Source organism: Paenibacillus sp. Dod16 (assembly GCF_049893405.1).
Classification (GTDB): Bacteria; Bacillota; Bacilli; order Paenibacillales; family Paenibacillaceae; genus Paenibacillus_AQ.
The window spans coordinates 346255-362694 of record NZ_JBNDYG010000003.1; the positions used below are offsets into that span (position 1 = coordinate 346255).

Below are 16440 nucleotides of genomic sequence, written 5' to 3' on the forward strand. Positions count from 1 at the left end.
GACATTAATCAAGAACAAGACGTTAGGAGATGAATATATGAATACAGATCAACGTTCACATCATTCGCAAAAGACGGCATTGGTAGTAGGGGCCAACGGGGTGATCGGCCGCAACCTCATCGAATACCTTGCGACGCTTCCCGATTGGAATATCGTCGGCGTATCGCGCCGAGGCGGCGAATCCACGAAACGTATAAGCTATCTATCGGCCGATTTGCTTGATCGCGAGGATACGGTCGCCAAATTAAGTCACTTATCGGAAGTAACGCACATCTTCTATGCCGCCTATCAGGACCGGCCAACTTGGGCCGAGCTCGTTGCCCCGAATCTGGCAATGCTCGTTCATGTTGTGGAAGCTATCGAGCCCATTGCCGCCAACCTGCAGCATGTCAGCCTGATGCAGGGATACAAGGTATACGGTGCTCATCTCGGTCCATTCAAAACGCCAGCACGGGAGACGGATGCAAACCATATGCCGCCAGAATTCAATATCGATCAGCAGAACTTCCTCGAGGAGCGGCAGCAAGGCAAAACCTGGACCTGGTCAGCCCTGCGTCCATCCGTAGTCAGCGGCTTCGCCCTTGGAAATCCGATGAATCTGGCGATGGTCATTGCCGTCTATGCCTCGATTTCGAAAGAGCTCGGCATACCTCTGCGTTTTCCAGGTAAGCCGGGGGCCTATCACAGTCTGCTGGAGATGACCGATGCCGATCTGCTCGCGAAGGCTACAGTATGGGCCGCAACCGATGAACGATGCGCCAATCAAGCATTTAACATCACGAATGGGGATCTGTTCCGTTGGAACGAGTTATGGCCGAAGATTGCGCAGTATTTTGAGATGGAAACCGCACCGCCTCTACAGATGAATCTGGAAGTTGTCATGGCAGATAAAGAGCCGATCTGGAATCGTATGGTTGAGAAGCATGGACTTGCGGAGCACACGTATCAAGAGGTTTCCTCCTGGAAGTTCGGTGATTTTGTGTTCTCATGGGATTATGATTTCTTTGCAGACGGTTCGAAGGCCCGCCGCTTCGGATTTCATGAGTATGTCGATACAGAGGCCATGTTCATGAACATCTTTGACGAGCTCCGGCGGCGTAAAGTCATTCCCTAAGTTATCGCGCAAGCTGCATGACAAAGAGCCGACTATACGTGGAATAGTCGGCTCCTTCATTTATCATACCTGTTAATGACGATCCTCAAATGCAGGCTTCTCCAGCACCATGGCGGATTCGCCGTATTTTCGCTCGATATGAATATCGCCCCATCGGCACATCAAATGGAGAATTCCCTTCAAGCTCCAGCCATACTCGCTCAGTTCATACTCTACCTTGGGTGGAACCTGATTGTACGTTTTTCGTACGATAACGCCCTCCTCCTCCAGCTCCCGCAGATGCTGTGTCAGCATTTTTTGCGTGATCTGGGGAATCAGGCTTAAAAATTCGCTATTTCGTCTTTTACCGAAAGTAAGATGAAAGAGAATGACCGGTTTCCACTTCCCGCCAATGACCTCCAGCGTTGCTTCCACCGCAGTATTGTAGACTTTATTAGGATTTTCCATGCGTACTCATCTTCCTTTCGATATGCTGAACCCTTCTTCTCCAACAAGCATATCATTTTCCCCCTTGCTTAGAGCATGTATTCATACGATTTATCAGCAGTTCTACATAAAATGTCTCTTACAAAGATATACCATCTGATTTATGCTATCAACAGGGCACCTGATAACCAGTTGGATGATTTGAATAAGCTGACGATTATAGATTCGAATATATGGATGAGAAAAAAAACGGCAGTTAGGTATCCCACTGCCGTTTCTATCATCCATAATATCATTTACTCTATTTGTCTATTCACTAATAACTATTCAAGGAAAGTTCATTAAGATTATCTGTTACGCAGGAACTTTTAGACATGGAATAATCGTAATTCGGATAAGCGGTAATGCAAATATCTTCACCGATTTGTTGTACAGATTGAATCTTTACGCGTACCGCGTCATCCATTAATTCCAAATCCGAGCCGCCATAGGGGGAGAAGGATTGCCGTCCCCCCAACACTTTGGGAGCAATATAAATCATCCATTTATCAATAAGGTTGGCCCGAAGGAAGGATCCATTTACTTCGCTGCCTCCTTCTACCAGCAGGTCGGTAACACCTCGCTGATATAACATATCCGATAATGCATGGAGGTCCAGCCCGAAACGGTTCACTGGAACGAACAGAACTTCAATTCCTTTTTGCTGCAGCATGTGTACTCTTCCCGGATCAGCCCCCTCCTTCGTGACTACCCATGTCATTGCTTCCGAACAATCGGTAACTTTGGCATCTTCGGGCAACCTCAAATTCGAATCTAAAATTACCCGTATGGGATTCTTCCCACTTTCTTCCGGCAGTCGGGTCGTAAGGAGCGGATCATCGGCCAAAACCGTATTAATTCCTACTAATATGGCGTCGACTTTGTTTCTTAATTTATGTACTACAAGCTGTGTTTCATCACATGTAACCCATTTAGAATGCCCCGTTGACGCGGCAATTTTTCCGTCAAGCGTCATGGCTACCTGGGAAATGATAAACGGACGTCGTTTTGACATATTGTGCACGAATCGTTCATTAAGTAACTCGGCTTCCTTCCCCAATACACCCACATCAACTTCTATTCCATTCTCTCTCAATAATTGAATGCCTCTTCCGGCCACCTTCGGATTCGGATCCTCCATCGCCACGACAACTCTTGCGACTCCCGAATTTAAGACTAATTCTATGCAAGGAGAGGATTGAGGGCTTGGTTCCAGCGTAACATAGAGCGTTGCGCCTTCGGTATACCCATCAGCCATCCGGAATGCGTGTACCTCTGCGTGAGGTTCCCCAGCCTTTCTATGAACACCTGCGCCGACTACTTGTCCGTCTTTGACTATCAGTGCGCCAACGACCGGGTTCGGATTGGTTTTCCCACTGGCCGTACCTGCCAAATCCAATGCCAGCTTCATAAATTGTTGGTCTAATTTCATATGATTAACACTCCCCATCATAATAAAGCGGTCTCCACCAAAGAGTCGTAAATATGACCCGATTTTTCGATCTTCGTTGCCAAATACCGATTATTATGCTCGGATACATCTCCCCAAATGGATTTATGATGATCGGTTAAAAGTCCCTTTTCCCGCAAAGACTGCAGCTTTCTAGGGTTGTTTGTAATAAGGGTGACTGGTTTTTGCCGCAAGCTTTGGAGTACACGTATGGCTTCATCATAAGATCGATGGTCATCTGCAAAGCCAAGGCTTAGATTGGCCTCTACAGTATCGCACCCCTCATCTTGCAAAAGATAAGCTAACGATTTTGGGAAAAGCCCTATTCCGCGACCCTCGTGATTCGCCAAATAAAAGAGAGCTCCACTACCGTTTTCAATGATCATGCGCATGGATTGCCGCAGTTGGTAGCCGCAATCGCATCGTTTACTTCCAAAGATATCTCCCGTATGGCAAATGCTGTGCATCCGTATCAAGGCATGCTCCTCATTGGCAAAATCGCCATATACTAGTACGGAAGACTGCTGATGTGAAGTGAGATCTGCCTGAGATAATGATTCCAGAATGTCATTCTTATCCATAAATGAATTGCCTGTATTTAACCATGTATACCATTTAAATACAGCCTCATGGTCCTCCAACTGCACAGGGAGCCGAACGGGACCAACAAGACCGATGTTGGGACATTCCGGCTGTTTAAGAATGGTTAATTTACTAGCTAGCAATTTCCTGACCTGGTCCATAATCATGAATACAACTCCTTGTTGGTTTAGATGGGGATCAATCGATTGGTTTGTTTCCCTCCTTGAAAACGTTGGCAGTTTTTACGTCAGCTACTACTTCTCCAACCTTAAAGAATTTGGTTGGGAAATGGAATTTTTTTATAAATAAACACAAAAAGCCCCTGTCTGAATAGACGGAGGCTTTTCCGTCGTATTCGGTAACTGGCTAGCATAGCGGATACGAGTGATCCGCCTTAGCCCCTATAGCTTTGCGTCGCCACTTTTCAGTGGGTTTGCCATTATCGTACGATGTCATTTCATAAAATAAATCCGCGATCATTGCCGAATATGGAAGAACACACCATATCGGAAACAATCGAAAGTAATAGCTTTTTATCATATAACTACCAGATGAATATAAAATACATTTTTATGAAATGCAACCTAAATATAAACATGACCCGAAAGAATCACCATAGATTGCCTTCTTCCCGCTTCACTTCCTCAACGATCGCTTGAACCCCTTCCTCAATCTGATCCAATCGTGCTCTGGAAATGCTGATACGTATAAACTTCTCGCGCATAAGGTTGTTAGATAGATAGAACAGCTTGCCGGACACCACATGAATGTTCCGCTCTTTCAGCCGCCTGATCAACCGCTCCAGGTTAACGGTCTGCGGCAGCTTAAACAGCTTATATATGCCGCCGTCGCCAGGCACGGCTTCAATCCATCCGGCTCCCTCGTATCGCTGCACAGCCGCATTCAGGGCTTGCATTCGGGTTTCATACTGGCTGTAAATCTTCTGTTTATGCCGTTCATACATTCCGTTGCTAATATAAATTTCAAGCGCCGCTTGGGACAGCAGCGACGTATCCCCATAACTTTTAAAAGCACGGAACGTATCGAGCAAACGTTCCGGCAGGACGACGGCTCCCAGGCGCAATCCTGGGAAAATAATCTTCGAGAAGCTCTTCAAATACACCACATGCGATGTTCGGTTGTAGGCATAGATGGGATCATATCCCCGTTCCTCGCCTAGATCAGCCATATAATCGTCTTCCACGATATAAACATCATATTTCGCCGCCAGGTTAGCAATGGCCTTTCTCTGCTCTGCGGTGTAGGAGTTGCCCAGCGGATTATGGTATCTCGACATCGTATAGAAAAATTTAATATGTCCGGATCGAAATTGCTCCTCCAGAGCCTTCAGGTCGATCCCCGCTGCCGTGCGGGTGATTCCGATAACGGGCACTCCTTCACTCTCCAACAGCTGTAAATAATTATTGTAGCTGGGCTGTTCGACCAGAATGACGGACTTTCCGCCGGGAAACGGCATTTTTGTCAAAATCTCAAGCGCCTGCTGGGCGCCTGCCGTAATCATAATCCTCTCCGCGGAAGTGAACACTTGAGCTCCTGCCAAATGGGAGACCAGGGTGCGGCGCAGTTTCTCCATTCCTTGCGGATCACCATAGGTAAACAGCTCATATTTATAGGTATCAATCGCCTTGTTCAGGCAATGCTGAAAATCCAGATACGGGAATACGTTCACGTCCGGAGAAGCCGACGCAAAATCAATCAAACTCTTATCCATGTTATTCGAATCCCCATCTTTCTGGACTACATAATAACCGCTTTGCGAAACCGAATAAATGGCGTGCCGTTTCTCAAGTTCAGTATAAGCACGAATCACCGTACTAATGCTGCACCCGTAGGATTGTGCCGCACTTCGAACGGAAGGAAGCTTCTGCCCTGAACGATATTGGCCTTCCTGAATTTTCGATTCCATATCGGTAAGAATGGATAAATATTTTTTCATTACCCCGCCCCCTCGCGACTCTTATTATACAGGATCTCAACACTGTATCGGTACAGTTGTCAAAATAGGGTATGGTTTCGAACCCATCATTATCCTATATTCAAGTAACCGTTCGCTGTGTTGGGAACACCTTCCCGGCCTTAAGAATGAAGATAACTACGATAGGGAGCTGATTCACATGCCATCCATTTCGCATGCCGATTTTTTAACTACTGTACGTGAACGTCAAGCGGTTAAACATTTTGATCCCCAACACAACCTCAGTCATGATGAGATTAAAGAAATGCTAGAGATTGCGAGTACCGCACCTTCTGCCTGGAATCTGCAGCATTGGACGTATCTTGCCATTACAGATAAGGCCACCAAAGACAAATTGTTACCCATCGCATATGGACAAAGGCAAATCGTAGAAGCCTCCGCTATCATCGCGGTTTTGGGAAACCTGCGGGCCCATCAACATGCTGAAGCGATATATGACCAAGCGGTTCAGGCAGGATTCATGCCAGAGGAGGTCAAAACGAATCTGGTCCGGCAAATAATGAATTCCTACACCAATGCGCCTGAACTTGCCCGGGAAGAAGCGATACGGAGCGCCTCCATGGCCGCCATGCAGCTCATGCTGGCTGCAAGGGCGCGCGGTCTTGATTCATGCCCGATGGGCGGATACAACTCAAGCCTTTTTATTGAAGCATTCGGGGTTCCGCGCCATTTGATCCCCGTTATGCTGGTTGCGATCGGTAAGAAGTCCGTACCGGCTCATCCTTCAACCCGTTTACCCCTAGAAGAGACGGTCTTTTGGAATCACTTCTAATGCTCAATCCAAAAAGATCTAATATTTTTAGGTGAAAAACCTAATTTTATTAGGTTTTTGGAGAGGAACACGTCTGATAAAATGAATACAAGCGCTTACAAAGTGATGATCCAAGGAGGAACCGTAATGAACAAGCCCGTACAGCCTAACGAACCGATCGTAACCCATATCTATACTGCAGACCCATCCGCCCACGTATTCGAGGGTAAAATTTATATTTATCCATCCCATGACCTGGATCATGAGAACACGTCCAATGATAACGGCGACCAGTATGACATGGAAGACTACCATGTTCTCTCGATGGAGAATGTGGATGCTCCCTGCGTGGACCATGGCGAAGCTCTTCATGTGAAGGATGTGCCATGGGCGAAGAAGCAAATGTGGGCACCGGATGCTGCCTTCAAGAACGACACTTACTATTTATACTTCCCTGCCAGGGATCATGACGATATTTTCCGTCTTGGCGTAGCAACAAGCTCGTCGCCTTACGGCCCCTTTAAACCGGAGCCTCATTACATCCCGGGCAGCTACAGCATCGACCCCGCCGTATTCGTGGATGACGACAACCGTGCCTATATTTACTTCGGCGGCCTCTGGGGTGGACAGCTGGAACAATGGCAGACCGGATCGCACATTCCGGATGCGGAAGGGCCTCCCGCAGACGCGCCTGCCATCGGACCGCGGGTCGCTGAGCTGAGCGATGACATGCTCACTTTCAAAGAGGCGCCCCAAGAAATATCCATCGTCGATGACAAAGGCAACCCGATTGTTGCAGGGGATGAAGAGCGGAGATATTTTGAAGGACCTTGGGTCCATAAATACAACGGAACCTACTATCTTTCTTATTCCACCGGCTCAACACACAAAATCGTCTACGGCACGAGTCAAAGTCCAACGGGGCCTTTCGAGTTCAAAGGCACGATTCTAACCCCCGTAATCGGCTGGACGACCCATCACTCCATCGTTCAGTTCCAGGATAAATGGTACCTCTTCTACCATGACAGCTCCCTTTCCGGCGGAGCGGACAACAAACGCAGCGTCAAGTTTACCGAGCTGACCTACAATGAGGACGGCACCATTCAGACGATTCATCCGTACGACAAATAAGGCACGGGGAAGGCTGGATTCCAAGAGTATGGAGTCCAGCTTTTTCATTTCATTTTCTGTTCCCGATACGGATAAACTCGCGCTCTGCCGTATAATAAAACAAGCTGCCCCATCGTTCATGGAGTCAGCTTGCTGGCCGTTCAGGACGTTTATGTGTTGCAGCCCCGCCCGTTACACGCCCTTTTTAAACAAAGAGAAAGAGTAAATCGCCGGAGCCGCCACAATCAATATAATGACAGGAACGATTGCGACGGCAAGGTTCATCTTCAGAAACGCCGTCAGGATCATGAACGCTCCGCCTGCCATCCACAGGTATCCCGCAAAACGATGCGTTTTATTCCAATTATTCTGGCTGTTCAGCGTCCAAGGCAGCTTGATGCCCACCGTATAGTTCTGTTTGCTCTTCGGCAAATAATTTCCGGTGACCACGAGCAGCATGCCCACGAGCGCCGGTGCAATCGTCTGGATCGGCAGCTCGGCCCCCATGGCCTTGAACAGCGTGATCGGCATGAGAATGAGAGACAGCGCGGGGATGAGCCATAGACCCATCGTTCTTAAAACCGGGGCAGCGTTCATTTTCTTTGGATCGTTGTTAAGCGCTACATTGACTATGACGTTAATAACCGCTGTAATCAACGGAAGCACAAACGCCGCAACCGCCTTCGACACATAATTATCCGGATTGCCCGCCGCGTCCCAGTGAACAGCCACCTGCTCAGGCAATTGGTTATACAGCGTCATCGATAAAATAATCGGCAATAAACATATCAGCGTTGTTATAACCAGCATCGAACTATTCTTTTTCCTCATCTTGTTTCCCCCCGTTAAATTGTGAAAACCACAGCATGATTTCTTCGAAGACGGACACGTTGATCTCATAGTAAATATAATTCTTATATTTCGTTTCAAATATCAGACCGGCCTTCTTCAGCTGCGACAGATGATACGAAATGGTCGCCCCGGTCATATCGAAATGCTGGCCGATCTCTCCGGCTGACATTTTGCCGCGTTTGAGCATAACCAGGATGTCCCGTCTCACCGGATCAGATAACGCTTTGAATGTTTCCGGAAACCCCAATGTGCATCACCCATATTTCTATTTAGAATTTCATCTAAATACATTATCGCTTATCCCTGCATCCAATTGCAATACCTATTTTGAAAAAAATCTAAATAGAAGGTAAAATGGGCATCCCGACAAGCCCCATCGCCATGATAGTAATCGTAGTTTTCCTATAAACAACAAAAGCCCGCCACGGACCCGCATTACGCGCTGATCCATAGCAGGCTTGCTTCACGGCCTGTTTATCCAAGCACCTTCTCAAATACCGGAAAGCTTGCCGCTCTCCCCGGGAAATTCACTTCTCCCCGCAGGTCATAACCTAAGCCTTGATACAGCTTGAGCGCAGCCGTGTTCTTGGCATAGGTATCCAATCGTAGACTCGTGTAGCCCTCTCGCATGGCATATTCCTCGGAGAAGGCTATCAGTTTTCGCGCTACTCCCTGTCCTTGGGCTTCCGGATCGACAGCAAGCCGATGCATCATTAAATGAGGCCCTTTCATCTGCTTCCAGTTAATGGTCTCATACTGCTCAGCCTGCGATTCGTCAAGGACGATGATCCCTAAGATGCGGCCTTCGCCCTCAGCTGCAAACAATGTTCCCCGCTGCAAATCCTCACCAATGACCTCTCGGTTCGGATACTGATCATCCCATTGATCGCTGCCTCCAGCCTGCATGACCGCAACACAGCGGGCTATCAAAGCCATGATTTCTTGAAGCTCCTCTATTCGTCCTGTCCGTATGTTCATATTCATCGATGCACCTACTATTGTTTTTTTAGAACATTTTACTATGCTTGGACGGCTGCAACAACATGTAAACATGAAACTCAACGTCATCCCACGAATTACTTGGGTGGGATAATACCTTTACGTTTCATTACAGACACCCTTTTATTCAAGCAATGTAAGAGTCACCTCTATCGTATTATTTACGAATGAGCGCTCCGGACGGGATTTCAACATGACGGTCAACCCAATCAGCGATACGATCAGCGCTTGGGATAAAGCTTTCGCGTCCGTGCCGCTCGCAAGCTCGCCCGATTGTATGCCTCGTTCAATGGTTTCTTGGAATATGACCGCCAGGTACATCTGATGCTCCCTTGTCAGAATTTCAAATTTCTCATCATGAGGCGCAAGCTCGACCATCGTATTGATGCAAAAGCACCCTCGGCTGCGGCTTTCGGAATATTCCTCATCAACCACATTTTCAAAAAAAGCCCGAAACGCCTCCCTGACCGATCGATGGTTTTGCAGCCTTGTCCGCGCCTCGGAAGCATGTGACATCGTGTATTTGCGCAGAGCTGTTTCGAACAGCTCCTTCTTGTCTCCAAAGGCTGAGTATATACTGGGCCGCTGAATGCCCATTCTGGAAGTCAAATCGCTTAATGAGGTAGCCTCATATCCCTTCTCCCAAAATAACTGCATCGCTGCATCTAATACTTTCTCTTCATCAAATTCGCGGACTCGTCCCATAATGAATTACCTCTCGTTACATTTGATTTTAAGGAAAACTTCATGATCACAAAGGGAGTAAAGAGCCCTTTTCATTACCAATCAGTATAATTAATTTTATGATGCGAGGATGCTTTTGTCAAACATCGATTTTCTGTATATTGCAGATTTATTTTAGAAAATTCCGTTGTTCCTTAACGTTCGAAATAAACCTGTTGACATAGATCGTAAGGGTGGGATATATTTATCGTGCGATTTATCATACCGATCAGTACATATATAAATTGAAAGGGTTGGATGCACACAATGGAAGAGATGATAGCAAAAAAAGCGGTCCATAACGAAACAGCCGCTAATGCGTCACAGGGGACGGTGACCACGGCCAAATCCGGTAATCGTATGCCTCTGACTCGTTACGTTACGTTATTGTTTGCGATTGCTTGCGGCATGTCAGTTGCCAATATCTACTTCGCTCAGCCGCTGCTCGATGAGCTGTCGTACGAGTTCAACATGGACTATTCCGTCATTGGAATTCTTATTACCGTCACACAGATCTTTTATGCATTGGGACTGCTGCTGCTGGTGCCTCTGGGGGATTTACTGAACCAGCGCCGGTTAATTATCGGTCAAATGGCAGTCTCCATGGCGGCTCTCGTGATCGTTGGTACTGCTTCATCCGGCACGATGCTCTTCGCAGGTTTGGCTTTGGTCGGATTGCTTGCCGTAGTAACGCAGACGATTGTGGCGTTCGTGGCGACCGTAGCTGCTCCTGCTGAACGAGGGCGAGCCGTAGGTATGGTAACCAGCGGAATTGTGATCGGGATCCTTCTTGCGCGAACCATTTCAGGAGTTTTGAAGGATCTTGCAGGATGGCGTTCGGTTTATCTGGTTTCTGCTGCGTTGATGCTGCTCATGGTTTACGCCTTATATAAGGTGCTGCCAAATGTTGAGCGTAAGGTAAAAACTCTTTCCTATTCTCAACTGCTTAAGTCGGTACTGGTGTTGTTCCTTCAAGAACGGCTACTACGTGTCCGCGCTGTTTTGGCTATGCTGATTTTTACAGCTTTCAGCATTTTGTGGACGCCATTAGTGCTGCCTCTTAGCGCGCCGCCACTATCCCTTTCGCACTCTGCCATCGGGGCGTTTGGTCTCGTAGGCGTCGTGGGTGCATTGGCTGCAGCAAAAGCCGGTAAGCAAGCCGATCGAGGTTACGGACAAAGAACGACCGGAATTGCATTGTCCCTGCTATTGCTGTCATGGCTGCCGATCAGCTATACAGAACGGTCCCTGTTTGCCTTAGTCATTGGTATTATTCTGCTGGACTTGGCGGTACAGGCGGTGCATGTCACGAATCAGAGTATGATTTTTGCATTGCGCCCGCAGGCGCGCAGTCGCATGGTTGCCGGGTATATGATTTTTTATTCCATCGGAAGTGCCGCCGGTTCCATTGCTTCGACCCATATCTATGCACAGTATGGTTGGCATGGAGTTTGTGTGCTTGGAGCCTCCGTCAGCGCTGTTGCTCTTATATTTTGGGCTGTGACCAAAGGCGATAAAGGTGCCCATTGACAATAAATTCAAACTACAATAGATCGCTCCCACAGGGTGGCGATCTTTTAGAATATCCACGAACAGTAGCAGCCTTGCCAGCCCATACGTCAATCATTTTGGAAACTCTCTATTTAGCGTTAAGGATGGCGTTCTTCAGAATAACAAAAGACACGCCGTATGGGCGTGCCTTCAACATATTCTTATGGTGTTTTCCCCAGGATCACTTCGCCTGTCGTCTTATTCCAGGACATCGGAATGCCAAGCTTTGTCGTGATCAACTCCAATGGAAACATGCTCGAATTAGCCAGGAATGGAATGCTGGCATCTTCTCGCGTCATCTTCCCGTTCACCAATACAACGGCGGGATCACTGGATTTAATGGACACGGTATTCCCGCCATAAGAGAAAGACCATACCGGAAATCGATGATTTCCGTGTTTCGAATCCGGATTCGACTGTCCGCGCTTCACTTTGATCCCGAGGGCTTCAAAAACGCTAGTATACGGTACATACAGCTTGCCTTTAACAATAGCGGAAGAACCGTAGAAGCTAACCGATTGTCCGTTTGTCGTCCAGGACAGAGGAGGCTGTACCATGACTGGATTCCCATCGTTCTCGTTAGGCGAGCCGCTGCCTTGATATTTCTCTTCTCCCCAAGCCAGCAGCTTACCTTCCTGATTGGTTGCATAACCTGAATATCCATTGCTTCCCCAAAGCACCTTTATACCTGTCAAACCTTTCACTTGAAAAGGCTTCGCCGTCGGGTCCTTATAATTCCACTGCCAGACCGTGCCGTCATTTTTAACCATGTACAAACGGTTGAATCCCGTTCTTATCTCTTGGATATCTTTAAGCCCCTTCACCGCAACCGGTACTTGCTCCTTCGTATTTCCATTCCACCGCAGCACCGTCCCGTTCTCATGGAGCAGGAATACTTCAGACCAGTTGGCAGCGATTCCGGCAATGGAGGAAGTAACCAGCGGTTTAATCTCACGGAACTCGCGTTCCAGCCGGTACCGATCGTAGAAGCTGTTATATACCGTTAACATATTAACGCTGCCGTCATCACCGAGAATCAGCGCCTCATGTCCGGCGACCACTATTGTTTTTGCATTTATGACTCCCTTGATTGGAAAGTACTTTACCGTCATCTTTAAATGATCATTCGGATCAAACGTCGGATTCCATATCGTTGCAGACCCATCCTTATGCAATGCGACAGAACCATGGTTTGAAATAGCCAAGCTGGCTACATCCTTAAGTCCTTCCAGCTTGATCAGCCCTCCCCGTTTTTGGAAAGGTAACAACGGATCCCCGTTAATATAAGGAGAGTAATAATCGCCCCAGGCCCACACGTCCCCGTTCTTGTCCAAGGCAAATGAAGAATTGTCCCCTGCCGCCACCTGAACAATATCAGTTAAACCCGCGACTTGCTTTGGCACCAATTGATGAATGCTAGTCCCGTCACCTACTTGACCTGACTTGTTATAACCCCAGGCAGTCACGGAGCCGTCGCTCCATGCCGCAACACCATGTCCGCTGCCGCCAGCCACGCTTACCGGTGTATGCGGTGAATCTCCATGCACAGCTTCGGCAGCTCCCACACTGTCCATTGCCATACAATTGACTGCTAACAATATCGTCACTAACATATAAGCTACTCTACGAATCAATACCTTCACGTATGAGGCCTCCATTCTCGATCTTTATAATGGTATATAATACCATACAAAAGATAGTATAGAAAAAATAGTATGCTTCCGTTTTGCTTGCTGAAATCCGTAATACTTAGGGTTGCCGGATTCAAGCCTATGTCTGCTGAAACAAGGTTGACGTCACCTGGCAGTCCGCGCACAGGAACATATAATAAATGCCTTCTCCATACTCCTCGATCTGTTCCCAATCCAGCTGCCCGATGAATGTCATGCTTTGGGAACAGCAGGAGCAGGAGGGATATACGGCGTCCTGAATCCAAGCCGGGTAGCCGCCGATTTGCGAAACCGCCGGACCGAGCGTCCAATAGGCCGCATAATAGCTGTTGCGAGGATGGTCCGCAAGCCGTAAGGACTGCCCCGCCGCCGCATAGCTTCTATCATCCTCCTCGGAATCAGGCTCCGGTAGATATTCCGGATTAATATTAGCTTGGCTCCATTCGGATTTTCCGTGGAAATCCACATCCATATAGATCGTATCGTAACAGCTGCAATTCACACAGGTGCACACCCGCAGCCTCTCTCCGGTCAACCCCAAGAAATGAAGCTTCGGATGGCGGATGTCCAGATCCGTCAAGGTGGTCAGGCCGCTTCCGCACCATGGACAGAGAGCGGAATTCTCCTTCAGAAATTCTGCGGGTTCAGCTTCTGCTGCATAGGTGCTTTCTGACGGCACTATTTTCGCTATGGCGTAGCTGTCATGGTAGAATAGCCGGCGCTTACTTCCTTTCTCCGTAAGCTCCCAGCCCCCCTCATGCGCATAAGCTTCAGGCGAGACGTATAATTCCTCCGCCCATGATGGAGGCACGGTCCTCCATTCTTGAAATTGGTGCACGACCTGATCATCCCCGATCCAAGCCAGGGCGAGCAGCAGATGGTTGCGGTTATCCTTGTCCTGTTCCACTTGTTGAAGCAGCTCGTCGCGGCTACGGGCGGATGCATCTTTGAACAGAATGCCGGGGTAATAGATACCGCGCTCCATCAATGTCGGGATACAGGACTCAAGCGATTTGTTCTGATAGCAGACCAGGGACACAAGAATCTCTTGGCAGGTGTCCTCATCGCCTGCTTCCAGCAGATCAAGAGCAAAAGTCAGCAAGCGATCGGCCTCGCATGGAGATAACGCCGAATATACCTCTTCTTTTTTCAGATGATAGGGAATATACCGGATTAATGGATCCCGCTTCAGCGGGGCATGCATGATCTTAAGGATCTCTACAGGATCTGTAATCCCTTCGTATAAGTCGATATCTCTCCGATTTTCTTCTATGTAACGCTGCCGTTCCGCACGCTCCATCTCCTGCTTGCACGGCATGCAATAACCGCCGGTCTTGGCCGCGGTTCCCGGTAATATCGTTGCCGAACATCCTTCGCTTCGGCATGGCAGCCGTTCTGTCATGCTAGCCCCTCCTTAATCTATGGCAAGTTCACTCAACTGGATCCTGGCTCCTATTCTATGGTAAGCCCACCTCTGCTGGATCCCGGCTCCTATTCTATGGTAAGTCCACCTCAGCTGGATCCCGGCTCCTATTTCAGCTGGATCCCGGCTCCTATTCTATGSTAAGTCCACCTCAGCTGGATCCCGGCTCCTATTCTATGGTAAGTCCACCTCAGCTGGATCCCGGCTCCTATTCTATGGTAAGTCCACCTCAGCTGGATCCCGGCTCCTATTTCCTCACGGTCATGAATCTCCTTTATTAACTATAGCTTTCTTTTCATTCCCATATCAACAAGGAGCTCTCTTATAGACCACGACCGGCAAGGCTATGGGGTGTCGGCATATTAGGAGCATGGTAATTGAAAATAATCTTATAACGTCTCCATGGAATCGTGAGCACTGCTCCCTGAGCGCACGGTGTGTGGTCCGGGACGTGCTCTACATTGTTATCCCTTCAGATACGGTGTACATTGTGAATAGCATACTCCTTGTGTATGTACTCTTAACGGCGGAATCGGTTGGCGCATCGCTAAGCTCGCTCACCTCAGCGATTGCGCGAACCCTGTTCGCCACGTGGGATGTAGCGGCTCCCAGCCGTACTCCTTCCGGGCTTTGGCGTTCGAAGCGCCGCGCTCGCCGCGCTTGCTCCCCGCTTGATATGCTGGAGCAGGCGCGTGCAGCCCCTCAGCAAACACCGGCAGCCACAACGTACCGGCAGCAGGCTCGTCATCTACGATATTGACCGGCCCCGTCGGCCACTCCAATGCCTGCAAAGCGGCATTCGCCGCATCCTCGACATGGAGAAATGACATAACGCCATCCGTTGCTGGAAGAGCTCGAGTTCGTACCTTTTCCGCCATGATTCCGTTGGCGTCGTACCACGTGCCGGGACCGTAGAACATTCCGTACCTTAGAATGACGTGGTTCGGCAGTTGTGCGACGGCATGTTCCAGCGAGATGATACCGTCTATCGTAGACTTGCGCGGCGGAGGCGCCTGGACATCCAGAGGGACGTTCTCGGTGGCGGGATAATCCCCGGGTTCATAGGCCCAGGCAATGCTCTGGGCAATCATGCGTTTAACGCCGTGGATCTGCGCGGCTTCTACCAGATGACGGGTGCCCTCCATCCGAATCCTCGCATTGTCCTCCAGATTCCATTGGCTTAACGAAGTGAGCTGGTGGATAATGACATCCGGCCGCACTTCCCCTATCGAGGCTATGATCCCTTCCCGATCAAAGGCATCCGCAACGATCCCCTTGGCTCTCCATGATTCGATCAGCCCTTTCCGCTGAGGGTCGTGGGTCATGCCGATAACTCCATGGCCGGCTTGCACCAATCTGGGAAGTAAACGCTGGCCGATAACGCCGGTAGAGCCCGCTACGAATATTTTCATAAATGACAACCTCCATTCCGCTGCATATGAAGATAATTGATCCCACCCATCAAAAATGGGATATAGGCAGTTTCATCTTAGCATGACGGATGGGCAGCTATAAGTACCACTTTTCATCAAGTCAACCATGCCATTTCATTCGATTGAGAGGTTATCTCCACAGTTAGAAAGAGCATAGAGTATAGGGCGCCCGCGTTTTTGACAAACGTGACCGAGCATCGTAGTTTGGCAAGCACGACAGGACGCATTGGGACAAGCATGGATAGTGCAACCGCCTTTTGATAAATGCACAACATTATCGTAGTATTACAAGCGCGACAGAGTCGCAGCACCCGGAGTCAA

Annotated in this window: 15 protein-coding genes and 1 riboswitch; of the genes, 4 read left to right on the plus strand and 11 right to left on the minus strand. The window is 48.6% G+C overall.

Features of this window, described 5'->3' with window-relative positions; all coding sequences use genetic code 11:
• Positions 1–37: 37 nt before the first annotated feature.
• Entirely contained in the window at positions 38–1114 is a 1077-nt protein-coding gene (locus tag ACPV3A_RS03560; RefSeq protein ID WP_194544038.1) for an SDR family oxidoreductase, read from the plus strand.
• Positions 1115–1186: 72 nt separating this feature from the next.
• Here ACPV3A_RS03560 and ACPV3A_RS03565 read toward each other — a convergent pair whose 3' ends face one another.
• From ACPV3A_RS03565 to ACPV3A_RS03580, 4 genes are all read right to left on the minus strand, one after another.
• On the minus strand, positions 1187–1561 hold the full coding sequence (locus tag ACPV3A_RS03565) for a winged helix-turn-helix transcriptional regulator (RefSeq protein ID WP_426198174.1): 375 nt from the start codon (positions 1559–1561) through the stop codon (positions 1187–1189).
• 295 nt (positions 1562–1856) lie between these two features.
• Complete coding sequence (gene ribD / locus ACPV3A_RS03570; protein ID WP_194544040.1) at positions 1857–3011, minus strand: bifunctional diaminohydroxyphosphoribosylaminopyrimidine deaminase/5-amino-6-(5-phosphoribosylamino)uracil reductase RibD; 1155 nt, start codon at positions 3009–3011, stop codon at positions 1857–1859.
• Positions 3012–3028: 17 nt separating this feature from the next.
• Positions 3029–3778: a GTP cyclohydrolase II gene (locus ACPV3A_RS03575; RefSeq protein ID WP_426198175.1), complete on the minus strand. Its 750-nt coding sequence runs from the start codon at positions 3776–3778 to the stop codon at positions 3029–3031.
• Positions 3779–3965: 187 nt separating this feature from the next.
• A riboswitch (cyclic di-GMP riboswitch) is annotated at positions 3966–4059 on the minus strand.
• A gap of 162 nt (positions 4060–4221) precedes the next feature.
• Positions 4222–5568, minus strand: a complete 1347-nt coding sequence (locus ACPV3A_RS03580) for a PLP-dependent aminotransferase family protein (RefSeq protein ID WP_220684231.1) — start codon at positions 5566–5568, stop codon at positions 4222–4224.
• 178 nt (positions 5569–5746) lie between these two features.
• On the opposite strand from ACPV3A_RS03580, the gene ACPV3A_RS03585 reads away from it, so the two are divergent.
• Together ACPV3A_RS03585 and ACPV3A_RS03590 are read left to right on the plus strand one after the other, a co-directional pair.
• Positions 5747–6379, plus strand: a complete 633-nt coding sequence (locus ACPV3A_RS03585) for a nitroreductase family protein (protein WP_194544043.1) — start codon at positions 5747–5749, stop codon at positions 6377–6379.
• A gap of 126 nt (positions 6380–6505) precedes the next feature.
• On the plus strand, positions 6506–7489 hold the full coding sequence (locus ACPV3A_RS03590) for a glycoside hydrolase family 43 protein (protein WP_194544044.1): 984 nt from the start codon (positions 6506–6508) through the stop codon (positions 7487–7489).
• A 171-nt stretch (positions 7490–7660) separates the two neighbouring features.
• Here the strand turns inward: ACPV3A_RS03590 and ACPV3A_RS03595 are convergent, their stop codons facing one another.
• From ACPV3A_RS03595 to ACPV3A_RS03610, 4 genes are all read right to left on the minus strand, one after another.
• Complete coding sequence (locus tag ACPV3A_RS03595; protein WP_194544045.1) at positions 7661–8299, minus strand: SdpI family protein; 639 nt, start codon at positions 8297–8299, stop codon at positions 7661–7663.
• Positions 8283–8567 carry an autorepressor SdpR family transcription factor gene (locus ACPV3A_RS03600; protein ID WP_015736836.1) on the minus strand — a complete coding sequence of 95 codons (285 nt, stop codon included), beginning with the start codon at positions 8565–8567 and terminating at the stop codon, positions 8283–8285. Before ACPV3A_RS03600 ends, ACPV3A_RS03595 begins: the two co-directional genes overlap by 17 nt.
• 227 nt (positions 8568–8794) lie before the next feature.
• Entirely contained in the window at positions 8795–9298 is a 504-nt protein-coding gene (locus tag ACPV3A_RS03605; protein ID WP_426198176.1) for a GNAT family N-acetyltransferase, read from the minus strand.
• Between the two features lie 144 nt (positions 9299–9442).
• Entirely contained in the window at positions 9443–10024 is a 582-nt protein-coding gene (locus ACPV3A_RS03610) for a TetR/AcrR family transcriptional regulator (RefSeq protein ID WP_426198177.1), read from the minus strand.
• A 378-nt stretch (positions 10025–10402) separates the two neighbouring features.
• Between ACPV3A_RS03610 and ACPV3A_RS03615 the strand changes: the two genes are divergently transcribed.
• Positions 10403–11572 (plus strand): MFS transporter, encoded by a 1170-nt coding sequence (locus ACPV3A_RS03615; RefSeq protein ID WP_426198229.1) that lies wholly within the window; start codon positions 10403–10405, stop codon positions 11570–11572.
• Positions 11573–11754: 182 nt separating this feature from the next.
• Here the strand turns inward: ACPV3A_RS03615 and ACPV3A_RS03620 are convergent, their stop codons facing one another.
• The 3 genes from ACPV3A_RS03620 to ACPV3A_RS03630 form a co-directional block, all read right to left on the minus strand.
• A complete protein-coding gene (locus tag ACPV3A_RS03620; protein WP_426198178.1) occupies positions 11755–13236 on the minus strand; it encodes a stalk domain-containing protein in 1482 nt (493 codons plus the stop codon).
• A gap of 127 nt (positions 13237–13363) precedes the next feature.
• Positions 13364–14665: a DUF1963 domain-containing protein gene (locus ACPV3A_RS03625; RefSeq protein WP_426198179.1), complete on the minus strand. Its 1302-nt coding sequence runs from the start codon at positions 14663–14665 to the stop codon at positions 13364–13366.
• Between the two features lie 578 nt (positions 14666–15243).
• The gene (locus ACPV3A_RS03630; RefSeq protein ID WP_426198180.1) at positions 15244–16098 is read right to left on the minus strand and encodes an NAD-dependent epimerase/dehydratase family protein; all 855 of its coding nucleotides are present in this window, start codon (positions 16096–16098) and stop codon (positions 15244–15246) included.
• Positions 16099–16440 lie beyond the last annotated feature (342 nt).